Genomic DNA, 17,818 nt, shown 5'->3' on the forward strand with positions numbered 1-17,818 from the left:
AATAATCTCACTTTCTGTTTCCCGACAGGTTCCGCCGTTTTCCGGACATCACCTTATCAGCCTGTGGTTCTCTCGATGTCAATGACGCTCTCGATGCCCCGGATCTTGTCAATGATACGGTTCAGTTCCTCTCTGCCGCTGATCTCGAAGGTCGTCTGCAGCGTTGCCAGACCCTGTCTGTTGGTTCTGGTGTTCATGGACATGATATCAATATTTTTCTCCGTCAGCGCCTTGGAAATATCCGCTAACAGTCCGTTACGGTTGTTGGCATAGATCTTGATCTCCGCCAGATATTTCTCCGCATGTGCCTCCTCCGGCTGCCATTCCGCATCGATCAATCTCGCCCTCTCCATCTCCGGCAGATTGATGATGTTGATACAGTCGGTACGGTGAATAGAGATACCTCTTCCACGGGTCACATAACCCACGATCTCATCCCCCGGCACAGGAGAACAGCACTTGGAAAAACGCACTGACAGATCCGCGATACCCTTTACCACGATACCGCTCTTGGACTTCATGAGGACAGGCTTGTTCGCACCACTTTGCGCATTTGCCGCATTGTTCTCCGCAATGCTTGCCAGAACTTCCTCGTTGGTCATCTCTTTCTTATGGTCACGGTCGTACAGCTCCTGCATCTTGTTGACGATCTGCCCTTCTTTCAGAGCACCGTGTCCTATAGCCGCCAGTACAGAATCCCAGTCCCGGAATCCATACTTGCGCATAATGGCATCCATATACTCCTGCTTCTGCAGGCTGGCAAGGTTGATGCCTCTGGCTTTGCAGTAGCCGGAAAGCAGATCCTTGCCCTTTAAAATATTGTCTTCCTTTAACTCATTCTTGAACCACTGGTTAATCTTGTTCTTGGCCTGGGTACTTTTTACCACATTCAGCCAGTCACGGCTGGGACCCTTGGAGTTCTGCGAAGTGATGATCTCGATCCGGTCTCCGTTGTTGATCTTATAATCAATGGTCACAAGCTTCCCGTTGACTCTCGCTCCCACCATCTTGTTACCCACGGCGGAATGAATGCTGTAAGCAAAGTCAATCGGGGTAGATCCTGCCGGAAGGTTCTTGACCTCACCGGTAGGAGTAAAGCAGTATACGCTGTCGGAGAACAGATCCAGATCGTTCTTCAGCAGATTCATGAATTCCTTGTTATCCGACATGTCCCGCTGCCACTCCAGGATCTGTCGCAGCCATACCAGCTTCTCTTCTTCCTGTACCTCCGGCTTCTTGCCGTCGGAAGCCTCCTTGTATTTCCAGTGGGCGGCAATACCGTATTCCGCCACGCGGTGCATCTCAAAGGTACGGATCTGGATCTCAAAAGGCTGTCCGTTGCTGCCGATCAGCGTCGTATGCAGGGACTGGTACATATTTGCTTTGGGCATGGCAATATAATCCTTGAAGCGCCCCGGAATGGGTTTATACATTTCATGGATCACACCCAGTGCCGCATAACAGTCCTTCACCGTCTCCACGATGATACGCACAGCGAAGAGATCATAGATCTGATCCAGCGTCTTGTGCTGGTTCTTCATCTTCTTATAAATACTGAAAAAATGCTTTACACGGCCATCGACTTTGGCTTCGATGCCGGCATTCTTAATATGTTCACTGACTTCATCCACAATACCCTGGATATATTTTTCACGGACGCTCTTACGGACAGCGATCTTATCCACCAGATCATAATAGATATCCGGCTCCAGATACTTCAGCGACAAGTCATCCAGTTCGATCTTCAGTTTGCTGATACCAAGTCTCTGGGCGATGGGGCAATAAATCTCCAGTGTCTCCTTGGCAATCCTCTGCTGGCTCTCCGGCGTCTTGTACTTCAACGTGCGCATATTGTGCAGACGATCCGCCAGTTTGATCATAATGACGCGGATATCCTTCGCCATGGCGAGGAACATCTTACGCAGATTCTCCGCCTGCATCTCCAGCTTGGCATCTGACTGTTCTCCGTTGCTGCCGGACAGCGGAATTTTCTCCAGTTTGGTCACTCCGTCTACCAGAAGTGCTACATCATCACCGAATTCTCTCCTAAGATCCTCCTCCGTCATCACGGTATCTTCCACCACATCGTGCAGGATACCTGCCACGATGGTCTCTTTATCCAGCTTCAGATCCGCCAGAATGATTGCCACATTCAACGGATGGATGATATAAGGCTCGCCGGACTTCCGGAACTGATTTTTGTGTGCCTCGCTGGCGACCTTATAGGCTTTCTCGATCATGGAGATATCATCACTGGGATGATATTTTTGCACACATTGAATAAGCTCCTGATATAATTCCTCCGGATTCACGAATTCTTCTGATTTACTTATCTTGTCATCATCAAAAATGATCTCGTTCTTCTCTTCTGTCATAGACGAAACAGCTCCATATATAATATTTTGGCAACTATACAGAGCTAGGCAAAACTGCCTCTGCATAGTTACTTTTTATTTTCCCTCGTAACAGATCGCTGACTCCAGACGATATCTGCTAATGCGCTCACGGCCTTTCAGTCCTGCCAGTTCGATCAGCACTACCACGCCGGCTACTTCGCCGCCCAGAGACTCAATCAGTCTGATCATAGCCTCGGTGGTACCTCCGGTAGCGATCAGGTCATCCACGATCAGAACCTTCTGACCGGGCTTGATGCTGTCCTTGTGCATCTCAATGGTAGCGGAACCATATTCCAGATCATATGTGGCAGATACGGTCTCTCTGGGAAGCTTGCCCTTTTTGCGGATCAATACAAAGGGCTTATGATTATTGTATGCGATCGGTGTTCCGAAGATAAATCCACGGGACTCAGGACCTACTACCACATCATAATCCAGATCCTTGATCTTCTCCTGCATGGTATCGATTGCCAGATGCAGTCCGTCCGCATCCTGCAGCACACTTGTGACATCTCGGAAAATGATACCCTTCTCCGGGAAATCGGGAATGCTCTTTACATATTCTTCCAACTTTTTCATGATTCTACACACCTTTCTCTTATTTAACGAATTATAACTGCTTTTCTGCTACTTCAATCTGTTTTTTTATAAAATATTTGATGATCTCACTTCGGGTAATGATCCCGATGAATACATTTCTGTCATCGATCACAGGTACAAAGTTCTGCATCTGCGCCTGGCCCAACAGTTCTTCCATATTCGTATCGATACACACCGGACGGATCTTGCCGCTCTGGATGATATCCCTTATCGACAGCTTCTCCAGACTTTTCATGGTAATGCTGTCCAGTTCACTGTTGTGGCTTAAGATATTCCACAGAAAATCCCCCTCACTGACTACACCCACATACCTGTCCTCGGCATCGATCACCGGTACCGCCGTGTAGCCGTAACGTTTCATCTTCTCCAACCCCTGCCTGATGGTCATATCGTCCCGAAGAAAAGTAACCTCCTCCTTCGGGGACAAAAAAGATGCAATATTCACAATGTTCCTCCTGCCTGTTCTTTTGTGTCCGTTAATTTTGATCCTTGGGATCGACCTCTTCGAAAGTGCTGTCCAGGGCATCCTGCTCCTGTTTGAATCTCCTGAGCTTGCGTGCAAAATAAATCGTAGAAAAACAATCGCCGGCACCACTGAGGATCAGTACCACTCCCAGAACACGGAACAACAGAATCGCTGCTTTGAACGGATTGTAGATCAGTACCACTCCGAGAATGATGTTGATTGCCGCCACAATAAGAAGTCCCAGCCAGCTGCCGTAACCCAGTCTTTTCAGGTCAATGGCATCCTGCAGTTTGCTGCATCCGCTGCACAGAACCAGTACTCCCAGAATAAAGGGAATCAGGGAGATGACGATCTCTACCTTGTACAGGACTACTGCTCCCAGCACGATTCCGAGAATACCGAATACAAACTCATTGTGATAATAGTTCTCTCTGGCATCCCTGAGCAGATAGCAGATAATAGATACCAGTCCTGCCACGATCAGTACGATACCGATCAGATACCCCAGTGTCTTCTGCATGGTCTCGGGGATCACCAGTGCCACGATCCCTAAGAGAATATACAGCACACCGGTAAGAATTGCTTCCCATTTCAATTCCTTCAGCATTTTCATATGTAACCCTTCCTTTCCTGAAACTCCTAAAACGAAAAAGAGGCTCTCTGCATATATGCGGAAAACCCCTTTGTGTTCAATTTACTTTCTGCCGCAGCACTTTTTATACTTTTTGCCGCTTCCGCAGGGACAGGGATCATTGGGATAAACCTTCTGCTCCTTTACAATGGTTGTAGAAGATTTCTGCTCTTTGTACAGTTCCTTACGGGTCTCTTCATCGAAAATAGCGTTCCACTCTTCCAGATTGTACAGCCAGTCAGCCTCTGCCGCTACCATGTTCTTGTACAGGAGAGCCTTGTCAAAGCCTAAGTTTACCTGGGTGTCCTCTTCCAGATCATCAAGAGGGTTCTTCTCTACCAGGCTGTCGTTAATACCGTCCAGGAATCCGGTCATCGTCATCAGGGATACCTGATACTTGTCCGCCAGTTCCTTTACCGTGCCCTTTACTACTTCATCGGGGTTCTTCAGAAGCTGTGCATAGATCTCCTTCTCCTCCTGGAAATAAGTTGCCCAAAGCTGTTGCAGCTTGTCTTTGCCGGTTGCCTCATTATATGCTACTGATCTCCACTGTTCCATCAAATTCATAATTGTAATACCATCCTTACATGTGATTAATATGATTATAATAATATATAATAATACATCTCGTCCTTAAAAACAACAAAAAAATATCAATGACCTATGTATAATCAGACAGATCCCGGGCAGACTACTACTATCATCGGACCCCCTCCTTTGATCCTACGGAAGATACGATAATACTTAATCCTCCCCTTTTGAAAAGAGGCACCCTCCGGTGCCTCTTTTTTACAATGGAACTTTTCCTTCTTTGATCAGTTCAATAAATGCATCCGCTGCCTTCGGATCAAACTGGGTTCCCTTATTTTTCTCAAGTTCTCCCATAGCATATTCCACGCTGAGCGCTTCCTTATAAGATCTTTTGGAGATCATTGCATCAAAGCTGTCACACACCGTCAGAATTCTTCCCAGGAGAGGAATCTCTTCCCCCTTCAGTCCTCTGGGATATCCCTTGCCGTCGTACCTCTCGTGATGTGACACGACCGCAGGGATCACATAGTTCATATTCGGAAGATAGTGGATCATCTCGATGGACTTTTGCACATGGCTCTTCATGATCTCATATTCTTCATTCGTAAGCTTCCCCGCCTTTTTCAGGATACTCTCAGGAATCCCGATCTTACCGATATCATGTAATAATCCAGCCACCTTTACCGTCTGGATATCATCTCCCGGCAGTCCCAGCTTCTGTGCCAGCAGCACCGCATACTGTGATACATTGGTAGAATGCTGGAAGGTAAAGGAATCCTTCGCATCGATGGCTGCCACCAGTGCATACACCGTAGGCGCCACCTGTTCATATCCGGTCCCTTTATTCCTGCGCTCCTCGTCAATATTTCCTTCATATACCTGGATCCGGTTCTTGCCGTTTTGCTTTGCATAAAAAGCTGCACGCTTAGCTTTTTGAAAAAGATCAGGTGCATCCGACGCCAGTTCGGGATACCATGCCACGCCGACACTGAAGGTGATCGGCTGCATGACCTGTGGTTTGTCCAAGCCATTCTCCTGCACTGCATGGGCCAGCTTTTCCGCCAGTGCCACCAACGTCTTACTGCCGGCCTCCGGCACAGAGATCAGGAATTCATTGGAGCCGACGCGGAACACTTTGCCGTTCTCTGCATTTTCCTGCAATTTCTCCGCACACCATTTTAAGATCCGGTCTCCGGTCTGCTCTCCGTACAGATCGTTATACAATTTAAAATTGTCCATATCCATATACAGGAAGCCTCTCGCATCTCCGAGAGCGCCCTCCTTCTGCAGGCATCTGTTGCAATAAGTGCGGTTGTACAGACCTGTCAGTTCATCGTGAATAGATACCTGATATACTCTTTCATAGGCATCAATATTTTTCAGGCTTCCGGATGCAATATTCGCCAATTGTCTTATGCAGTCCACTTCCTGATAATTGAGCTTATTTGCCCTCATCCGCTCCATATAGATAAACCCGCAGATCTGATTATCATATTTTAAGCCTGTGATCACAGACTGCTCCCACATACCATTCTGTTTCACAAGGTCACCAATACGTTCCTCTTCTTCCTTGCTTAATGGAATATGTCCGCTCTGTACCGCTTCGCGATAGCCTTCTCCATTCGAATTCTTCTCAAAGATCCTGGCTTCACATCCGGGGATCGCATCGCCCAGAATATCATGCAGTGTAGCAAACAGCTCTCTGCGGCTCAGAATGGATGCCGCCCTGTCCTGAAATTGCCGGATTCCTTCCAACATATGCTTCTGCTTCTGATATAGAATATTATCCAGCCGCTTCCTGGCAAAAAGGATCACAAGTACTGTCCATCCCGACTGCAGGGCAATGCATAGGATCAGCCTCTGCACTGCAGCCTGTCCAAGGCTCCCTGTCACGATTTCCAGATTATAAGACAGGATCACCACCGGAATCGCTGCTACGATCACTGCCAGGAAATACACCGCACCTACCGTTGCCCGATACGAAAAATCAAACAGATACTGCTTGTACATGATATATACCATGCATATTGCCATCCCCACACTGCCCAACATATCAAAAGGAAATACACTTCCGGGCAGCATGCAGAGCAGATTTCCACCCAGAATACATACCGTTCCCAGCAGCAGCGGAAACAGCTTTTTACGCAGCTCCACATTTGTTCCTATCTTACAATGTGCCAGATAAGTGGCATAGATCATTACTGCGATCTCCATGGCAATGAGAACACCGGTTCCGACGGTTGCATGATACACATAAACGCAGGTGCCATCCGCGCGGTTCACAAGCTCAGGTGCCGGCAGGATCGTACCGCTCCTTGCATTTCCCAACACCAGCGCCAGCGTCAACACACCATATATGTAGATCAGGGCATCATGCTCCGTAATCTCCAAAAATCCAAACAGAAACACATACATGAACATCGGGATCGACAAAAGACCAAGCAGGGCGAAATTATGCCAGAAGGAAACTCCGGGAAATATTCCAAGTCTCATAAGGCTCACACTGCCCGTCCAGACCAGGCAGGCGGTCAGCACCAGCCGAAGACCGCGGATTGTCCGGTTCCTCATGGTATGGAAAAAGCTGAACAACAGAAAAAGGGAGCAGCAAAAAGCTCCCAACGGAATACCAATATAGAGGTTTCTATTCCATATCGTATCCAGAAAACTCTCCATACTTAATTTTACTCCCTCATGCTTTATTTCCCTTACGCAGGAACGATATCCCCATTCGTCCCACATCCTCTATACAGCTAAGAGTTTACCACATTTTTCTCTTAAAGACAACTGCACATCCAGGATCCTCTGATTCTCTGATCCCCGGAAAGCAAGCCGCAGATTCTTCCTCTCCTCAATAAATTCTCCATCCACGATCACATCCAAAAGCGGCAGAAGCTCTGTGATCACCGGATCCCCTTCTTCCATCCAACGAAGCAGATCCCTGTCAAAATGATATCCCGTATAGCACCAGATGGTCTTCTGCGGATATCGCTCTCTTACTTTCTTCACCAGAGAAAGTACGGCTCCTCTGTTCTCAGGCTCCATGGGTTCCCCTCCCAGTAAGCTCAAGCCCCGGATATAGTCCGGGGCCAGTGCCTGCAGAATCTCTTGCTCTGTTTCCTCTGTGTAAGCCTGTCCGTAATGGAAGTCCCAGGCTTCGCTGTTAAAGCATCCCTTACAATGATGGGTACAGCCGCTGACGAACAGCGACACTCTCACACCGGGACCGTTTGCCACATCTGTTTTCTTGATCGTTGCATAATTCATAGGACATTTCCTTCCCTTGTACTATCTGCACATTACAGATGAAGAACTCTTGCCTTGATCTCCTTGGTCTTGCCGGCATTCCAGAAGTTCTCTCCCAGATAGCCACAGGTCCTTCTGGTGACATTCATCTTCGCATGATCCTTGTTATGACACTGGGGACATTCCCACTCCATGTTATCATTGATCATGATCTCACCATCATAGCCACATACCTGACAGTAATCGGATTTGGTATTGAACTCTCCGTACTGGATATTGTCATAGATGAAGCGGATCACTTCCTCGATGGCTTCCACATTATTGGTCAGGTTCGGAACTTCTACATAAGAGATAGCGCCTCCCAAAGACTTATTCTGGAATTCACTCTCGATCTTAAATTTTGTAAATGCGTCGATCTTCTCCCGTACATCCACATGATAAGAATTTGTATAGTATCCTTTATCGGTGACATTGGAAATATCACCGTATTTTTCACGGTCGATCCTTGCAAAACGGTAGCAAAGTGTCTCTGCGGGAGTTCCGTAGAGACTGAAAGCAATGCCGGTCTCCTCTTTCCATTTTGCGCAGCGATCCTTCATGTAATCCATGACGCGCAGGGCGAATTCCTTACCGGGCTCCACGGTCTGGCTGCAGCCCTTCATCAGATAGGTCATCTCATACAATCCGATATATCCCAGAGACATGGTGGAATAACCGTTGTGCAGGTATTTATCGATGGTCTCACCCTTCTTCAGACGGGCAATAGCGCCGTACTGCCAGTGGATGGGGCTCACATCGGATACCACGCCCTCCAGTGCCTTATGACGGCACATCAGTGCTTCATAGCACAGCTCCAGACGCTCATCCAACAGTTTCCAGAACTTCTCCTCATTTCCTTTTGCCAGGATACCGATCTGGGGCAGGTTGATGCTGACAACGCCCTGATTAAAACGGCCTTCCCACTTGTACTCTCCGTTTTCATCCTTCCATGGAGACAGGAAGGAACGGCAGCCCATGCAGGAAAATACATTGCCCTCGTAGTTCTCACGCATCTTCTTGGCAGAGATATAGTCGGGGTACATTCTCTTAGCAGAGCACTGTGCGGCCAGCTTGGTCACATAGTCGTATTTTCCGCCCTTTAAGCAGTTATTTTCGTCCAACACATAGACTAACTTCGGGAATGCGGGAGTCACATAGACACCCTTCTCATTCTTGGTTCCCTCAATGCGCTGGCGCAGGATCTCCATAATGATCTGTACGGTCTCTTCCACATATTCGTCGTTCTCGTCAATATGCAGGAACAATGTCACGAACGGAGACTGTCCGTTGGTGGTCATCAGGGTATTGATCTGGTACTGGATGGTCTGCACACCGGATTTTAATTCATCGTGCAGACGCATCTGTACGATCTTATCCTTGGCAGCCTGATCCAAGGTATCTCCGAACTCGTCCTCCAGCTGTTTTGCAAATTTTTCCCTGCTCTTACGCAGGTATTTTCCCAAATGCTTGATATTCACACTCTGGCCGCCATACTGATTGCTGGCTACGGCTGCGATGATCTGGGTGGTCACAGTACATGCCACCTGGAAACTCTTGGGAGATTCGATCATTTTGCCGTTTATGGAAGTACCGTTGTCCAGCATATCCTTGATATTGATCAGACAGCAGTTGAAGATCGGCTGGATAAAATAATCCGCATCATGGAAATGCAGCACACCGTTGTCATGTGCCATGGCAATATGCTCCGGCAGAAGCAGACGTCTGGTAACATCACGGGACACTTCACCTGCAATATAGTCTCTCTGTGTGGATGCCAGGCGGGTATTTTTATTGGAATTCTCCTCTGCCAGCTCCTTATTCTCATTCCGGATCAGTTTTAAAATAGATTCATCCGTGGTGTTGGATTTGCGGAGCAGACTTCTCTGGTAACGGTATACGATATACTTCTTCGCCAGGGTATATTTGTTGTGCTCTACCAGATGTTCCTCAATCATATCCTGAATATGCTCCACGGTCTGAGTCTGTCTGCCCTCCTGCTGCACATCCTCCAGGATCTCTTCAATCAACCCCTCACTGGCACGATACCGCTCCTCCACTTCGTTGTTCGCCTTATGGATCGCTTCCCGGATCTTGTCCTCTTCATAAGGCACTACTCTGCCGTCTCTCTTCTGAATCTTCATTGCTGTTCCCTCACTTTATATCATTCCCATCGAGATGCGAATTCCTGCATAAGCCGAAAGAAAAGCCGCATCGGAAGCAAGTTCCCGATACGACTGTCTACGCAAATCATAGCATGTTACTAGATTTTGTGTTTCGCAATTCATTTCGCATCTACATCTTGTATATTTATTATAGTGAGGAAACCCGGAAAAAGCAAGTACCTTTTTTAAAACAATCCTCTTCCACCATACCCTCCGAAGCACAGACCGCCACCACCGCAGCACAGATTGCAGAACACGTTCGCCAGACAGATTTTCAGGCACAGGTCATTCCCACTCGCATTGGGATAGCCATAAGCTGCCTGTCTGCTCTCATACCATTGTCCGCCGCTTTGAAGTCTCTGCAGCAGCATCTGGTATTCCATATTCTGAGGCTCCAGTGCCACTGCCTTACCTGCATGCTCCAGTGCTGCCACATTGTTACCAAGTCCCATATGGGCCATGGCGCTGTAATAATACCATCTGGCCGTCTTCTCATGCTCTCCCATGCCGTCCAGGGTATTTCTGGCCTCTCTGTAATAACCGTTTCTGAGATAATTACCGGCTGCCCGCAGTCTCGTCTCTTCCTCATATCCGGAAGTCTGCTGCTGCCAGCCTGCCTGCTGCCAGAAGTCTCCAAAGCCCTGGCTGAATCCGCCATAACCCTGTCCTTCTGTCCGTTCCTTCATGATCTGCTGATACGCCGCCTGAATCTCCTTGAACTTTTCTTCCGCCTGAGCCTTGTTGGGATTATTGATATTGGCATCGGGATGATATTTTCTGCTCAGGATCTTATATGCTTTTTTGATTTCTTCCTCGGAAGCATCTCTGCTCACTCCCAGAACACTATACGGATCATAAGTCATTTCCTGTTACCTCGTTTACACTGTCTTTTTCCCGTTTTTCCCGTACGATCTCATAGCGGCACCATACTCCGGAATACAGAATATTCCGCAGAATATCCACATTCTGTAAAATAGGAAGCTGCTCAAATTCCTTACAGCATTCAGACATCATCATGGTCAGGATCTGTCTGCATTCTTCTTCAAATCCGGGTTCTTCATATCGTTTCTTTAGCGGATTATAAATCCCCTTCTTAATGTCCTGCTCTACATCTTCATAGGCGTCCATGAGGTAAATGAACTTTCCCAGAAAAAATCCAAGTCTCTCCAAATTATCCTTCCACTCGTCTTCGCGGCAGGATACGATCTGTGCCATGACTTTTCCAAACAGTCCCGCCATGGTATCGATGTCCGTATTTTCCTGTTTCTCCGCATCCGCAAAATCCTGCATGGCCAGGGAGATGCTCCTCACTTTATCCGCATAGAGCAAAGGCTTTTTCCGGCACTTTTTCCCCAATAGATAACTGTATGCCAGTCCTTTCAGACTATGCTCATCCTCCCAGTCATCCTCTGCCTTATAGCAGGCAAACAACACCGTCATGTCCGCCACATAATCGGTAAAAAGATTTCTTCTGATCTGATGCTTTTCGAAAGGATGTGCCACACATCTGCACTGTCCTACGACATCTTCCGGTTCATACAGTCCGGTGAGCAGCATCAGAATAAAAGTCATATCATAATTCAGGGAAAGCTGCCCCAGCACACCATAGCGCTCCTTCAGGCTCTGGCATAATCCACAGTAATAGGATCGATACACATCATACTCCTTGAATTTCATCTCCGACTGATTGACCACAATATATCCGAACATCTGACTCACCATCCTTTCTTATTTCCCGGTTTTGCTTATTTTCCATTTGTAATCCTGCCTGTCCTGTCAGGTCTTGCGGATAAATTCCTCTCCGCATTTTCTGCAGTGGATCGCAATCTTTCCTTTGTGTCTGGGCACCCGGAGCTTCTGTCCGCATTTCGGACATTGAAAGATCTTATAATCCCTGTGTCCGGCAAAAAGTTTCTTCCGGCGCTGCCACCAGCTGCGCACCTTCATTTCTTTTTTGAGATACCATTGGTTCTCCGCACTTCTCTTGCTCATATTCCTGGAAAACATCCGGTAATAGACATAGACCAGCAGGGCAAGAGCCAACACATAAAATATTCTCAGACCAAAAAAAGAGAGCGCCAGGCAGACCAAAGCTACAATCATCAAAAACTGATTGAAGCGGTCATTGCCATAACGCCCCCACATGAAACGCTGTAACTTCTCTTTCATGAAGTACCACCTTTCGTCTGCCACCATGCAGGGGACACATTATCCAAATCTTTCAGAGCCTCGTTCGCGAAGCCGGCTCTGAACATTACCTACATTATGGTCTGCCGAAAAGTAAAAAGCAATTAACTAAATATAAACTTTTGTAAAAGAACTATTATTTATTATTCCTATCCTTCTGCCACAGCTCCCGTGCACGCACGTCCCATTTTTTTGCATACTCCGCACATTTCCCACACAGATGCTCCACGGATTCCGGTGACTGCAAGTCGGTGGAATGAGCTTTTGTTTCATGTACCATGCGCTGTAAGATCTCCGGATTCTCCAGCATCGGGCAGGGTTTTAAGTGATTACAGTTAAACGGTTGGTTCTCACGGTACGCCATGAACAGAGGCTGCTTTAGTGCGGTCAGCAGGTCCACCTCCTTGATATTGGCACCGGAATAATGAATGAATACACAGGGTTCCACATCCCCATTGGGATTGATATGACAGTAGTTTCTGCCGCCTGCGATACAGCCGCCCACATATTCACCATCGTTCTGGAAGTCAAAGGCGAAGATGGGCTTACCGCCCTTCATGGCACGGATCTCACGGATGCGGTGATACATATACTCTCTCTGATCCGGATCCGGAAGCAGTTCACAGGATGCCTCATTTCCTACCGGCATATAATGGAAGTACCAGCTGAATCTGGCACCCTTTTCAATGATCATATCCAGGAATTCATCACTGGTGACTACCTTATAGTTTTTGCTGGTGTAGCAGATAGAAGTACCGAAGATCAGACCGTACTGCTTCATCAGATCCATGGCATGCATGACCTTATCAAACACGCCCTTGCCACGGCGCAGATCGTTTACTTCATTGAAGCCTTCCAGGCTGATAGCTACGGAGAAATTGCCTACACGCTTCATATCCTGGCAGAATTTTTCATCGATCAGGGTGCCGTTGGTAAATGCATGGAAGCCACAGTCATCATGCTTCTCACATAAACGGATGATATCGTCCTTACGCACCAGAGGTTCGCCACCGGTGAAGAAATACAGATAAATGCCAAGCTCCTTACCCTGGGTAACAATACGGTCCATATCTTCAAAGCTTAAGTTCAGGCGGTTGCCGTATTCTGCTGCCCAGCATCCGGTACAATGCAGATTGCAGGCACTGGTGGGATCCATCAGGATCAGCCAGGGAATATTACACTGATGCTTGACACGCATCTCATTGATCTCTTTTTTGCCACAGAAGGCAGCCTCAAAGCCATAGTCCAGTGCAGACATTTTGATGACGTGGGGATCTACTTCATTTAAGATGCGGTTCACATACTGCATCCATTTGCTGTCCGGTTCCCGGATCATACGTCTCGCCGCATCGTAGCTTTCCTTCGAAAACGTATTTCCCATAAATTTTTCGGACAGATCCACCAGCTTTAAGAAAGCTTTTTCCCTGTCCTCTTCATCCTTGTTCACATACTTTAAAATTCCGTCGATCGCTGCACCGAAAGCAGCTCTCTCTACCTTGTGTTTTACGTCTGCCATATTATCTACCTCTCTTTCGTATTTTTACATAAATATCCCTGTTTCTAGCTGTAATAGCGGAACAGCACATCGATCCCTGCCAACAGGAAGATGATCGCACCACTGATCAGCACACGGCTTCTCCCGTGACATCCGATCCGGTATCCAGCATAGATACCGGTAACCACGGCTAACGCAGCCATGATTGCCAGCTGTATGATCTGTACGGTTACTCCGGTGTCTAAAAATCCCATGCCGATTCCCGACAGAAAAGAGTCCACACTGGTAAGCATGGCCCAGACACATAGCTGCTTCCAGGCAAATACATCCTCCCTGCGTTCTACCGGATCCCGCATCCGGGATGACCGTACGATCAGCCAGATCGCGATCAGGAAAAAAATAACAGCGGAGGCTGCCCGGAACAGTCTCTCTGTCCGCTGATAATTCATGGCTATATAGGGAATCTCCGAGATCAGGCTTCCTAATAGCATCGCTCCGCTCTGCCAGCCGGTGAACAACAGAGTCATTTTCAGGATCTGTTTTTTATCCAGTTTAGAAAGCATTGCACCTTTATATAATGCATAGGTAAGAACATCCAGGGAAAGTCCTACCGATACGATCAGTATTTCATACCACGCCATCCATATATCTCCTTTCTGCGATTATGATATGCTATTTCCGGACATATAGTAAGATACAACCCCGGCACAGAGTTTTTCCTGCTTTTACATTATTCCGATAAATGTAAATAATCCGCGACATTTTGCGGAAAGTGTCGTTTTGGGTTGAGAAACGGTAATTTTTTGTTTATAATATTTCTATCTTGGTTCTTTTTATGGAAAAAGGAGTCATGTGATGAAGACAAAGGAATTATTGGCAGACAGCTTTCGGACACTTGTGCTTACCGTGCCTTTTCAGAAGATATCCATCAAAATGATCACGGATGGTGCTCATGTGATCCGCCCGACTTTCTATAATTATTTTCAGGATAAATACGAAGTGATCGAGTTCTTGTTCGACCGGGATATCGGCAGCAAGGTCGAAGTCATGATTGAAAATGACATGGAACAGGAAGCTATTAAACTGATGTTTATCTGCTTTGAGAAAAATAAGGAATATTACCGCAGACTTTTTGAGATCACAGGTCAGAACAGCTTCGGAGAATTTTTTGCCCATTACTGTGAAAAGACTTTTTTCTGTATTCTCTCCAGACATCCCATGAAGAAAATGCCCTGCGATCTGATCACTCCGCAGTCGCTGGCGCATTATAATGCCCTATTACTGATCGAGATCCTGAAGCTTTGGCTCTCTTCTCCCAAGAATGTGCCTGCGGAGAAGATTTTCGAAGCTTATCAGTACATAATGCGGACTCCGATCCTGGACATGATCCAGTATCCGGAGATATAAAAAAGACAGGTCTTAATGACCTGCCTTTTTTATATCTTATCGATTATAGTCTTGTAATTACAAAGATATCATAAATTGCCTTGATCGCGGTTTCGAAATCATCATTTGCCACACCGATGATGATGTTCAGCTCAGAGGATCCCTGGTCGATCATCTTGACATTGATATTTTTGTGTGCCAGTGCGGAGAAGATTCTGCCTGCTGTACCGCGGGTGGACTTCATGCCACGGCCTACCACGGCGATCAGCGCCAGATCCGATTCAATGTCTATCATATCGGGATTTGCCAGTCTGTGGATGCCTGCCACTACTTTCTGCTCCTTGTGCATGAATTCGTCCTGATGTACGAATACGGTCATGGTATCAATACCGGAGGGAACATGCTCAAAGGAGATTCCGTTCTCCTCAAACGCCTGCAGTACCTTTCTGCCGAAACCGATCTCGGAGTTCATCATATCTTTTTCAATATTCACAGAGCAGAAGCCTTTTTTACCGGCGATACCGGTGATGACATATTTGGACTTCTGGCAGGTGCTTCCCACGATCCAGGTACCGTTGTCTTCCGGCGCATTGGTATTGCGGATATTGATGGGAATACCCTCCTGGCGTACCGGGAAAATGGCATCCTCATGCAGTACGGTAGCTCCCATATATGCCAGCTCGCGAAGTTCGCGGTAGGTGATGGTCTCAATAGCCTCGGGATGATCGATGATTCTGGGATCTGCGATCAGGAAACCGGACACATCCGTCCAATTCTCATAGACATCCGCTTTGGCAGCCTTAGCCACAATAGAACCGGTAATATCGGATCCGCCTCTGGAGAAGGTCTTTACCGCTCCGTCAGGCATCGAACCGTAGAATCCGGGAACTACCGCTTCCTTGCTCTCTGCCAGTCTGGCACGAAGTACTTCGTTGGTCCTCGCTGCATCAAACTCACCGTTTTCATCGAAGAAAATTACGGTTGCCGCATCAATGAAATCATAGCCTAAGTAATTTGCCATGATGATACCGTTCAGATATTCGCCACGGGAAGCTGCATAATTGTTTCCGGATTTTGCCTTGAAATTCTTCTCAATGATCTTAAACTCTTCACTAAGATCCAGATCCAGCTGTAAACCATCTATAATCTCCTGGTAACGCGCCTTAATGGCATCCAGCTCTGCTTTGAAGCTCTTGCCCTGATCTGCCAGATCATAGCAGGCATACAGCATATCCGTCACCTTGGTATCATTGGAAAATCTTTTTCCCGGCGCGGAAGGTACCACATATTTCCTCTCCTTATCCGCACGGATGATATTTCCTACCTTTTTGAACTGCTCTGCACTTGCCAGAGAGCTTCCACCGAATTTCACTACTTTTGACATAACATTTTCTCCTCAAATATATATATTTAGTACTCTTTATAATATTCTTGTTTTTTACACCAGGCGGATCCTGCCAAGCATCTGCTCACCCAGTGCTTCGTATTTTGCCAGGAACTCGCTCTCCTTCATGGGCTGTGTGAAGTATCCGAAGTCCTCCTTACGGTCTGCTAAATGCAACTCTCTGCCTCCGGGGAAAGCTGCCTCTACCGCGCCTTCCGCTCCGGCCTTTGCTCTGATAAAAAAGCTTCTTACGGACTCACGTGTATCTACCAGCTTTACTTCCTCTTTGTCCCAGAAGCACATGATCACCTTGCCCTGATGTCTTGCACAGTCGATGACATCCGATACCACTGCACTGGCGGTGGGAAGCTTGCCTGCGCCCCGTCCGTAGTACATGGAATCTCCCAGCATATTGCCGGTGACAAATACCGCATTGAACACTCCGTATACCATGGCCAGGGGATGGTCCTTGGGAAGCATGAACGGTGCCACCATAACTTCCGCTGTGTCATCGTCAATCGCACGGCTTCTGCCCAACAGCTTGATGGTATACTCTGCAGCATTGGCATATTCAAAATCCGCTGCGGTGATCTTCGTAATACCCTCAGTAGGGACTTTCTCGGAATCCACGTTTTTACCAAACATCAGAGAAGACAGAATCGCGATCTTACGGCAGGCATCATGACCTTCCACATCTGCTTCCGGATTGCGCTCCGCATAGCCTTTGTCCTGTGCTTCCTTCAGAACGGTATCGAAATCCGCGCCTTCTTTTTCCATTTTGCTCAGGATATAGTTCGTGGTACCGTTTAAGATACCATTGACAGCCTCGATCTTCTCTGCGGTCAGGGAGTAGTTCAGCGGACGGATAATGGGAATACCGCCGCCCACACTTGCCTCGAATAAGTAGTTGCAGTTATGCTCTCTGGCGATCTGCAACAGTTCGGGACCATGCTTTGCTACCAGCTCCTTGTTGGAGGTGCAGACACTCTTACCCAGTTCCAGTGCCTGCTTCGTGAACTGGTAAGCAGCTCCGACACCACCCATGGTCTCACAGATGATGGTTACGCTGTCATCCTGTAAGATCGTATTGAAATCATGAATGACCTTATTCTCATAAGGGTCTCCGGGGAAATCTCTCAGATCCAGAATGTATTTCACTTCCAGTTCCTGTGCGGACTTTTTATTTACCATGTCCTTATTTTTCTCGATAACTTCTACCACACCGCTACCGACGGTGCCGTAGCCCAATACCGCAACATTGATCATAATATTCTCCTCACTTTTATCTTTTTCGTTCC

Annotated in this window: 16 protein-coding genes; 1 reads left to right on the top strand and 15 read right to left on the bottom strand. The window is 47.3% G+C overall.

Going from position 1 to position 17,818, the window contains the following annotated elements; all coding sequences use genetic code 11:
* Positions 1 to 56: 56 nt before the first annotated feature.
* The 13 genes from H9Q77_RS10345 to H9Q77_RS10405 all read right to left on the bottom strand — a co-directional run bounded on the left by H9Q77_RS10345 (position 57) and on the right by H9Q77_RS10405 (position 14,391).
* Entirely contained in the window at positions 57 to 2,375 is a 2,319-nt protein-coding gene (locus H9Q77_RS10345; protein ID WP_249325453.1) for a RelA/SpoT family protein, read from the bottom strand.
* Positions 2,376 to 2,450: 75 nt separating this feature from the next.
* Positions 2,451 to 2,975, bottom strand: a complete 525-nt coding sequence (locus H9Q77_RS10350) for an adenine phosphoribosyltransferase (protein WP_249325456.1) — start codon at positions 2,973 to 2,975, stop codon at positions 2,451 to 2,453.
* Positions 2,976 to 3,006: 31 nt separating this feature from the next.
* A complete protein-coding gene (locus tag H9Q77_RS10355) occupies positions 3,007 to 3,441 on the bottom strand; it encodes a CBS domain-containing protein (protein ID WP_176864292.1) in 435 nt (144 codons plus the stop codon).
* Positions 3,442 to 3,472: 31 nt separating this feature from the next.
* Positions 3,473 to 4,075 carry an HdeD family acid-resistance protein gene (locus H9Q77_RS10360; RefSeq protein WP_118669026.1) on the bottom strand — a complete coding sequence of 201 codons (603 nt, stop codon included), beginning with the start codon at positions 4,073 to 4,075 and terminating at the stop codon, positions 3,473 to 3,475.
* A gap of 81 nt (positions 4,076 to 4,156) precedes the next feature.
* Positions 4,157 to 4,660, bottom strand: coding sequence for an SEC-C metal-binding domain-containing protein (locus tag H9Q77_RS10365; RefSeq protein ID WP_118693473.1), 504 nt, complete (start codon positions 4,658 to 4,660; stop codon positions 4,157 to 4,159).
* A 222-nt stretch (positions 4,661 to 4,882) separates the two neighbouring features.
* A complete protein-coding gene (locus tag H9Q77_RS10370) occupies positions 4,883 to 7,297 on the bottom strand; it encodes a histidine kinase N-terminal 7TM domain-containing diguanylate cyclase/phosphohydrolase (RefSeq protein ID WP_249325457.1) in 2,415 nt (804 codons plus the stop codon).
* A 69-nt stretch (positions 7,298 to 7,366) separates the two neighbouring features.
* A complete protein-coding gene (gene nrdG, locus H9Q77_RS10375; RefSeq protein WP_118693475.1) occupies positions 7,367 to 7,888 on the bottom strand; it encodes an anaerobic ribonucleoside-triphosphate reductase activating protein in 522 nt (173 codons plus the stop codon).
* A 32-nt stretch (positions 7,889 to 7,920) separates the two neighbouring features.
* Positions 7,921 to 10,047 (bottom strand): anaerobic ribonucleoside-triphosphate reductase, encoded by a 2,127-nt coding sequence (nrdD, locus tag H9Q77_RS10380; protein ID WP_022155168.1) that lies wholly within the window; start codon positions 10,045 to 10,047, stop codon positions 7,921 to 7,923.
* Positions 10,048 to 10,253: 206 nt separating this feature from the next.
* Positions 10,254 to 10,931 (bottom strand): DnaJ domain-containing protein, encoded by a 678-nt coding sequence (locus H9Q77_RS10385; RefSeq protein WP_118693476.1) that lies wholly within the window; start codon positions 10,929 to 10,931, stop codon positions 10,254 to 10,256.
* A complete protein-coding gene (locus tag H9Q77_RS10390; protein ID WP_249325459.1) occupies positions 10,921 to 11,778 on the bottom strand; it encodes a DUF5685 family protein in 858 nt (285 codons plus the stop codon). The genes H9Q77_RS10385 and H9Q77_RS10390 overlap by 11 nt, the downstream gene beginning before the upstream one ends.
* Before the next feature lie 66 nt (positions 11,779 to 11,844).
* Entirely contained in the window at positions 11,845 to 12,237 is a 393-nt protein-coding gene (locus H9Q77_RS10395) for a hypothetical protein (RefSeq protein ID WP_249325460.1), read from the bottom strand.
* Positions 12,238 to 12,391: 154 nt separating this feature from the next.
* Positions 12,392 to 13,771: a radical SAM protein gene (locus H9Q77_RS10400; RefSeq protein ID WP_249325461.1), complete on the bottom strand. Its 1,380-nt coding sequence runs from the start codon at positions 13,769 to 13,771 to the stop codon at positions 12,392 to 12,394.
* A gap of 44 nt (positions 13,772 to 13,815) precedes the next feature.
* Complete coding sequence (locus tag H9Q77_RS10405) at positions 13,816 to 14,391, bottom strand: manganese efflux pump MntP (RefSeq protein WP_118547354.1); 576 nt, start codon at positions 14,389 to 14,391, stop codon at positions 13,816 to 13,818.
* 214 nt (positions 14,392 to 14,605) lie between these two features.
* Between H9Q77_RS10405 and H9Q77_RS10410 the strand changes: the two genes are divergently transcribed.
* A complete protein-coding gene (locus H9Q77_RS10410) occupies positions 14,606 to 15,157 on the top strand; it encodes a TetR/AcrR family transcriptional regulator C-terminal domain-containing protein (RefSeq protein WP_118547355.1) in 552 nt (183 codons plus the stop codon).
* Positions 15,158 to 15,200: 43 nt separating this feature from the next.
* On the opposite strand, the gene H9Q77_RS10415 is transcribed toward H9Q77_RS10410, so the two are convergent.
* The gene (locus H9Q77_RS10415) at positions 15,201 to 16,520 is read right to left on the bottom strand and encodes an aspartate kinase (protein WP_249325463.1); all 1,320 of its coding nucleotides are present in this window, start codon (positions 16,518 to 16,520) and stop codon (positions 15,201 to 15,203) included.
* A gap of 54 nt (positions 16,521 to 16,574) precedes the next feature.
* Complete coding sequence (locus H9Q77_RS10420) at positions 16,575 to 17,786, bottom strand: homoserine dehydrogenase (RefSeq protein ID WP_249325464.1); 1,212 nt, start codon at positions 17,784 to 17,786, stop codon at positions 16,575 to 16,577.
* Positions 17,787 to 17,818 lie beyond the last annotated feature (32 nt).

It is taken from the genome of Simiaoa sunii (assembly GCF_014337175.1).
Lineage (GTDB): Bacteria > Bacillota > Clostridia > Lachnospirales > Lachnospiraceae > Acetatifactor > Acetatifactor intestinalis.